The 7031-nt window shown below is 38.2% G+C and carries 6 protein-coding genes and 2 pseudogenes; 6 read left to right on the forward strand and 2 right to left on the reverse strand.

What is annotated here, in order from left to right; all coding sequences use genetic code 11:
* A partial coding sequence (locus AB3X49_RS15225; protein ID WP_367963107.1) for a collagen-like protein occupies nucleotides 1-677 on the forward strand: 677 nt, incomplete at its 5' end.
* Nucleotides 678-1090: 413 nt separating this feature from the next.
* On the opposite strand, the pseudogene AB3X49_RS15230 reads toward AB3X49_RS15225, so the two are convergent.
* Nucleotides 1091-1390, reverse strand: a pseudogene (locus tag AB3X49_RS15230) (DDE-type integrase/transposase/recombinase); the annotation flags it as partial.
* Between the two features lie 424 nt (nucleotides 1391-1814).
* Nucleotides 1815-2882, reverse strand: coding sequence for a cytosolic protein (locus AB3X49_RS15235; protein ID WP_367963109.1), 1068 nt, complete (start codon nucleotides 2880-2882; stop codon nucleotides 1815-1817).
* A gap of 336 nt (nucleotides 2883-3218) precedes the next feature.
* Here AB3X49_RS15235 and AB3X49_RS15240 point away from each other — a divergent pair.
* The 5 genes and pseudogenes from AB3X49_RS15240 to AB3X49_RS15260 all read left to right on the forward strand — a co-directional run.
* Nucleotides 3219-3743 (forward strand): annotated as a pseudogene (locus AB3X49_RS15240) (anaerobic carbon-monoxide dehydrogenase catalytic subunit); the annotation flags it as partial.
* Between the two features lie 582 nt (nucleotides 3744-4325).
* Complete coding sequence (locus tag AB3X49_RS15245) at nucleotides 4326-4646, forward strand: PadR family transcriptional regulator (protein ID WP_002128372.1); 321 nt, start codon at nucleotides 4326-4328, stop codon at nucleotides 4644-4646.
* 75 nt (nucleotides 4647-4721) lie between these two features.
* Complete coding sequence (locus AB3X49_RS15250; protein WP_002014108.1) at nucleotides 4722-5063, forward strand: DUF1048 domain-containing protein; 342 nt, start codon at nucleotides 4722-4724, stop codon at nucleotides 5061-5063.
* A 169-nt stretch (nucleotides 5064-5232) separates the two neighbouring features.
* Nucleotides 5233-5994 carry an ABC transporter ATP-binding protein gene (locus AB3X49_RS15255; protein ID WP_113735464.1) on the forward strand — a complete coding sequence of 254 codons (762 nt, stop codon included), beginning with the start codon at nucleotides 5233-5235 and terminating at the stop codon, nucleotides 5992-5994.
* The gene (locus AB3X49_RS15260) at nucleotides 5995-6744 is read left to right on the forward strand and encodes an ABC transporter permease (protein WP_367963111.1); all 750 of its coding nucleotides are present in this window, start codon (nucleotides 5995-5997) and stop codon (nucleotides 6742-6744) included. It begins immediately after the preceding gene.
* The last annotated feature ends 287 nt before the right edge of the window (nucleotides 6745-7031 follow it).

The following is a 7031-nucleotide window of genomic DNA, read 5'->3' on the forward strand; positions in this document are numbered from 1 at the left end:
GCCCAACGGGAGAAACAGGCCCAACAGGAGAAACAGGCCCAACGGGAGAAACAGGTGCAACAGGAGAAACAGGCCCAACGGGAGAAACAGGCCCAACAGGAGAAACGGGTCCAACGGGAGAAACAGGTGCAACAGGAGAAACAGGCCCAACGGGAGCAACAGGAGATATTGGAGCTACGGGAGAAACAGGTCCAACTGGCCCAACAGGATCTATAGGACTACAAGGGGATACAGGACCTACTGGGGGTACTAGTACAAATACTAATGTAGTAGTACAACAAACTACAGCACAGGTAAATTTATCTGATCAATCCCCGTTACTGTTTCAAGACATCCTGATCAATAATGGTGGTACCGACATTACATTTGCTGGTAACTCTTCTGACATAACACTGGTATCTCCGGGAACATATTTTGTTAGCTACACTGTTCATTGTGAGCCGGTGACCTTATCACAGAATATAGCATTGCAATTACAACTAAATTCAAATGCAGTTCCTGGTAGTAGAGTGGCTGAGAATACTGTTTCAGATGCTACTACCCTCGCTTGTTCAGTTATCATCAGTACAGTCTCTGCAAATAGTATTTTACAATTGGTTAATGATGGTGGTTCAGTCCTAAAGACTTTAATTTATCATGGTTCTGTACCTATAGTATCTATTATGAAAATTTCTTAAATAATACCCATGGTGCTAGTTGAAATTTATTCGTTATTTTTAGTAAATGTTAGCTTTAAAACTTTGGAAAAACCATAAAACAATTTCAGAAAACACCTAAAATCATACAAAAATTGACTCCATACCGTTCAAAAGCATCTTGAATACCGCTATTTTCTTCCATTCAAAATGAGAAAATGTGCTCATTTCCATGGCTTTTGGACACTAGAAATTCAACTAGCACCACGAGTTAAATAATATGCAGAAGTTGAACTACTCACCACTTAACATCCTTATCGACTGTTTGAAGTGGGAGATTCGTTAACTAGCCAAACATTTAATTCTAATTGGTCTAATATTAGTATCATACAAATTAGGGTTCTGTTGCAAAGTTCCCAAAAACATAGAAAATCTAGGATTACATCGTTAAATGGTTATGCAACCATTAATAATTCTTGTAATTCATGATACACGGAAAAGACGGAGTTTATTTGTGAAGACTTCGCCTTTGGTTATATAGGGCATGAATCGTTTCAATGCCTTTTATCGTACGAGAAGCATGTCGGAGAGTTTGAAATCCAGATGACTTAACAAAACGACGTTTCACATGTCGGTGGTCTTGTTCTATACGATTATTCATAGGTTTTACGTTACAATGCACAAAGTAACGCTGGGGCTTGGTCTGTTGTGAAAACCATTGGTTCTCCAAACATTTTTACGAGTCTTTTCATAAAGAGGTTGTTACAAAACTCATAAATATTCAAAGTTGGGTGCATAAAGAAACGATCCATTTGTGAATGAATCATCATAATATAAAGTACACACTATCAAAGTCAAAACATACTATGTAACATCAAACGAAGCCTATGTATATGTGAAGATGAAGGCAATCCACATTTTTTATCGAAGTCCAACGATCCACCTATAGCCAAAAGATGATGAAAGAAAAACTGAATCGGTACGAAGCGTATTTTTATAGTTTAAAATGGCAGCAAGAACCATGGCAACCCAAGAAGGCAAAATATTTCCCCTCTCTTCTCGTGATACGGATAAGCACTATGACATTCTCTCTACAAATTTCCACATAATTTCAGGCTAAATCCATTTATGCTTTCATGAATCAAATGGTTGTTAAGGCATAGTAGCAATCTTATAAATTTAATATAGCCCCATTTCATCAGCTTCTTCTTTAGATATTTTATAATATACACCTGGAGCAAAAGAGCGGTCTATTGTATTTGTGGACGGCTCTTTTGAACCGCTCTCTTCTAACCAATTATAAAAAAGTACTTTTGTAGGTGTTTTTGATGCATCGGAATTACTTGTGCTAGCTTTTTTAGGTGCTTTAGATAGTTTGATGTTATCGCTGTAAACCTTCGTAAATAAAGCTTGTACAGTGTCTGTGAGAGTACCATTGCATTTTAGGAATCTATCTACCTTACTTAGCGCATTGAATGCAAGATAAAATAAACCTATATCACAATTGCTACCCACACGTAAACCGATAATAGATGCATTGTTTTTTAAAATTTGATGATAAGTTCCAGCTTTGATTGTATGGTACATCATTTCTTGGTATTCATTCACATAGTAAGTGTGGACTCTTTCGAACTCTTGTTTACTATCATTTTGAGCTTCTTTAAATTCGTTTTCAATAGATTCCATTAGGGATACTATATCATTATTTTTTTCTTGTTTTAAAGAATTAAAAGAGTTAATAGAGTTATTATAGTTAGAACGCGTTTTTTCACCCTCTAAACCTACAGTATCAAGGGTTTCAGAGTTTTTCTGTTCTGCAACCTGTCCTGCACTCTGTTCTGCATCTATATAAAATACTTCTTTCATGATAGTAGTGAAGTTAGTATGCATTTTCAATACAAATACATATTTATTTTTACCATCAGCTAACCCTGCAACTACTACTTCATTTGTTTCTTTTAATACACGAACTGCTGCGTTCACAGTTCTTACAGAACAGTCAGCTTTACGAGCTAATGTTTCTGCAGAAATTTTACATATACCATTCCCTGAAAGCATGTATACAATATGATCCATAACATCTTTTCTTTTCGATCCCACAGGAAATAAACGTTCAAAGCTTTGATTATTCTCATTGAAACGTTGTCTAATAGCTTCAATAATTTCATTTTTCTTTTGGGAACATAATTTGTTTACTTGCATATATTTTTGAACATCCTTATTATAGGCTGTGATTTTTTTCTTCATTATAAGTCTTGTCTCCTTCTCAGAAACAAAAAAGCAACAGAATGCCAAGTGTAAGCAAACTGTTGCTAAGGAGCCCTTACGTACTGTAAAATAGTTCGTAAGAGTACAGCAAGTGTTTGCCTATCTAGAGTAGGCGGACGGTATATATAGTGTTGGTAGCACTGTATATACACGCTGTGCTCTTTTGTTGTATTTGTTATTTTCGCCCACATTTCGCCCACATACTTTTCTTTTGATAACGTTTTTTATCGGTAAAGAAAAATTGTAGATGAAATGCAGGGCTTGTTGTATAAACGTTTTTAACTTTTTATCGTTTATTATCTGATGTTGGATTAAAATACAGTATTATCATTAGCTCCAGAAATTATTGAGGCAGTAAAGGAAGGGGAAATTAAGCGTTTCTTTGTTATCGCAGGTTGTGATGCACCAGGAAAAGGCGGGGAATACTATCGTGAATTAGCAACGTCACTTCCGCCAGAAACGGTTATTTTAACAACTTCCTGTGGGAAATTCCGCTTTAATGATGTAAGTTATGGTGTTGTGCCCGGTACGGAGATTCCGCGTTACATTGACTTAGGACAATGTAATAATTCAATTTCTACAGTGAAAATAGCGGCCGCTTTAGCAGATGCTTTTCAATGTGAAGTGAATGAATTGCCAGTGAGTATTGTTCTATCATGGTTTGAACAAAAAGCGGTTGCCATTTTACTTGGGCTATTTAGTCTTGGTATTCAAGATATTCGCATTGGTCCAAAGGCACCTGAATTTATTTCACCTGGTGTGCTTGATGTATTACAAGAAACATTCGGTTTAAAACTAATTACAACCGCAGCAGAAGACATGAATATGATGTTATCGTAACAAAAAGGATGTCCTATATGTAGAGTTGACTTTATAAAGAGTTTGTATGTATTCGCAAGCTCATGTATTAGATGCACAGGTGCATTAGTAGAAGAACAAAAAAATGATCCGTCTTTTTAATAAGGAGAGCTATCCACATTCATTAACTTCGGAATATTATAACGCCCAAAATAAAAATGCGGAATTTTTGTTTTGGGTATTTCCTTTTCTTAGCTGGATAGGTATGTGGTGAGATTTCTTAAGAAGAAAATAGGCAGTATCCAATAGATAATAGCGGATTCAAGAAAAAATTTAAAAATCGAGTTGACATTCTATCTACATAGTCATACAATATAGTGGTAATAAGTAATACTGAATAGCGTAGTTTTTAAAAATATATTCAGTATCCAATAGGCAAAAGCGGATTTAAGAAAAAATTTAAAAATCGAGTTGACATTACAACTACTTAGTCATACAATGTAGTTGTAATAAGTAATACTGAATAGTGAGGCTTCTCAAAAGCTATTCAGTAAAAATTAGCCTTAGTACTCTGTGATACTGAATATAAGTCAGACAGAATAGGGGGTAAAGGAGGATCAGAATATGGAAAATTTAACTGAAATGCTGAAAGGTTCGCTGGAAGGATGTGTTCTGGAAATCATTAGCCGCCGTGAAACTTATGGCTATGAGATTACCCGCCACCTGAATGAGCTTGGGTTTACTGAAGTCGTGGAAGGAACGGTCTATACCATCCTTGTGCGATTAGAGAAGAAAAAACTTGTGAATATTGAAAAGAAACCGTCAGACATGGGGCCGCCTCGCAAGTTTTATTCACTAAATGAGGATGGCCGTCAGGAGCTTGAATTGTTTTGGAGAAAATGGGATTTTGTATCATCAAAAATTAACGTCTTGAAGTCAAACTAGCCTCATAAGATTAAATATTCGGCCGATATTTTGGGAGTTTCTTGTTCTGCTTTATAAAAAAGGAGGAAAAATAATATGTTGGAAATGTTCAAAAAATTAATTGGTGATAAAAAAGAGTACAAAATGATGATGGCACGGGTTGGAGCTCTGCCAGAGGACTATCAGTTTGTGTTTAAGAAAATTCAAAACTACATGTGGAATTTCTCAGCTGGTAACGGGATGGATATGCTACACATACAGTATGAACTAATCGATTTGTTTGAAGCCGGTGCGGCGGAAGGCAGACAAGTGCTAGAAATCACTGGGGAGGACGTGGCATCCTTTGCTGACGAACTAGTGGCAAACGCTAAAACTTATGTTTCCAAGTATCGTGAAGATTTGAATGAAAGTATCATGAAGCAATTGAGAAAAAAATAAATGCAACAGGTAATACCGACTGATTAGCTGGTTACAAATGTGAATTGCCGCCATCGCTATTCAGTTATATTTTTAAATCAGTACTAAGTAATACAGATTATCAGTAATACTAAATAGAGGAGTGTAAGCAGTCTAGCTTTACAAAACATTTTTTAAGGAGGAAAAAAGTATGACCAATACAGCGATTTCTGTAAAAGGATTAAAAAAATCCTTTAAAGATAAGGAAGTGTTAAAAGGGGTAGATTTTGAAGTGCAGCGTGGCGAAATTTTCGCACTGCTGGGTTCAAATGGAGCGGGCAAGACGACGATAGTCAATATCCTCTCGACGCTGATGAAGCAAGATGGCGGCGAAGTAGGTATTTGTGGTTTTGACGTTCAGCGTCAACCGGATCATGTTCGTCAAAGTATCAGTCTGACAGGGCAGTTTGCAGCTTTAGACGGTATGCTCACGGGGAGAGAAAACTTGATAATGATTGCCAAGTTGCGTGAAGTTTCTAGTCCCGCTCAAGTCGCTGACAATTTGCTTGCAAGATTCAGCCTGACTGATGCAGCCAACCAGAGGGCAGACCAGTACTCAGGTGGGATGAAGCGCCGGCTTGATATCGCCATGAGCTTGATCGGGACGCCAGCAGTCATTTTTCTCGATGAACCGACGACAGGGCTTGACCCTGAAGCGCGTATTGAAGTGTGGGATACAGTCAAGGAACTTGCCGGCGGCGGCACGACTATCTTGCTCACGACCCAGTACCTCGAGGAAGCCGAACAACTGGCGGACCGTATCGCTATCTTGCATGGCGGAAAAATTATTACGACTGGTACTCTTACAGAACTTAAAGAGATGTTCCCGCCAACAAAAGTGGAGTATATCGAGAAGCAGCCGACATTGGAAGAAATTTTCCTTGCGATTATTGGCAAAAAGGAGGAGATGTAAATGAAGAGCAAAACAGGGGTATTATTAGGGCGCTTAATGCGCAACATCATGCGCAGTCCAGATACAATTATTACGGTAGCGATTACGCCGATTATGATGATGCTGTTGTTTGTCTACGTATTTGGCGGCGCCATAAAGACAGGAACGGATAACTACGTCAATTATTTATTGCCGGGAATCTTGCTGATGGCTATCGCATCCGGTGTCGCTTACACTTCCGTACGGTTGTTTACGGATGTAAAGAGCGGGCTGATGGCACGTTTCATTACTATGCCTATCAAGCGTTCGTCGGTATTATGGGCTCACGTATTAACATCACTTGTTGCTAATGTGCTTACTATCGTGGTGGTTATTCTTGTTGCGCTCATAATGGGCTTCCGTTCCAGTGCTAATATTCTGGATTGGCTTGCGGTAGCTGGAATACTCGGGATGTTTACGCTGGCGCTGACATGGCTGGCTATCATTCCTGGGTTGACAGCGAAGTCCATGGAAGGGGCGACAGCCTACTCGTACCCACTAATTTTTCTGCCCTTTATTAGTTCGGCCTTTGTTCCTACCGAAACTATGCCAAAAATTGTTCGTGCGTTCGCTGAAAACCAGCCTGTGACTTCAATCGTGAATGCGATTCGTGCCCTCTTATATGAAGGGACTGTTGGCAACGATATTTGGATTGCACTTGCTTGGTGTGTGGGCATTATGGTTATCGCTTACTTCTTCGCCGGCAAAGCATTTAAACGTCAGTTAGGGTAACAACACCAGTTCGGTGCACAATGGCAACTAAATCTTCTGGAATAATATATATATGGGAAAATGGATTTAAATCACATTAATCTTAGTTATTGCTATAATTGTTAGTATTCTTACTGATTATGCAGTTGGTACGTAAGTAGGCTCAGACGTTGAGAAAAAGCAGACTGAGAGAGTTAAAAGGGAAGAGATAATATTTTGACCTCAATTCTAATTGCCATATAATAAATGCAATTTTTATACATGAAAAGCCCACCTATTTCCGTAGGTGGGCTATATCTTTACTACAC

The sequence above is a fragment of the Bacillus sp. C30 genome (genome assembly GCF_040838255.1).
Lineage (GTDB): Bacteria > Bacillota > Bacilli > Bacillales > Bacillaceae_G > Bacillus_A > Bacillus_A mycoides.

Coding starts and splice junctions, on each gene's coding strand:
- AB3X49_RS15250 (WP_002014108.1), top strand. CDS start 4,722: ATGTTGGAAATGTTCAAAAAATTAATTGGTGATAAAAAAGAGTACAAA.
- AB3X49_RS15260 (WP_367963111.1), top strand. CDS start 5,995: ATGAAGAGCAAAACAGGGGTATTATTAGGGCGCTTAATGCGCAACATC.
- AB3X49_RS15235 (WP_367963109.1), bottom strand. CDS start 2,882: ATGAAGAAAAAAATCACAGCCTATAATAAGGATGTTCAAAAATATATG.
- AB3X49_RS15255 (WP_113735464.1), top strand. CDS start 5,233: ATGACCAATACAGCGATTTCTGTAAAAGGATTAAAAAAATCCTTTAAA.
- AB3X49_RS15245 (WP_002128372.1), top strand. CDS start 4,326: ATGGAAAATTTAACTGAAATGCTGAAAGGTTCGCTGGAAGGATGTGTT.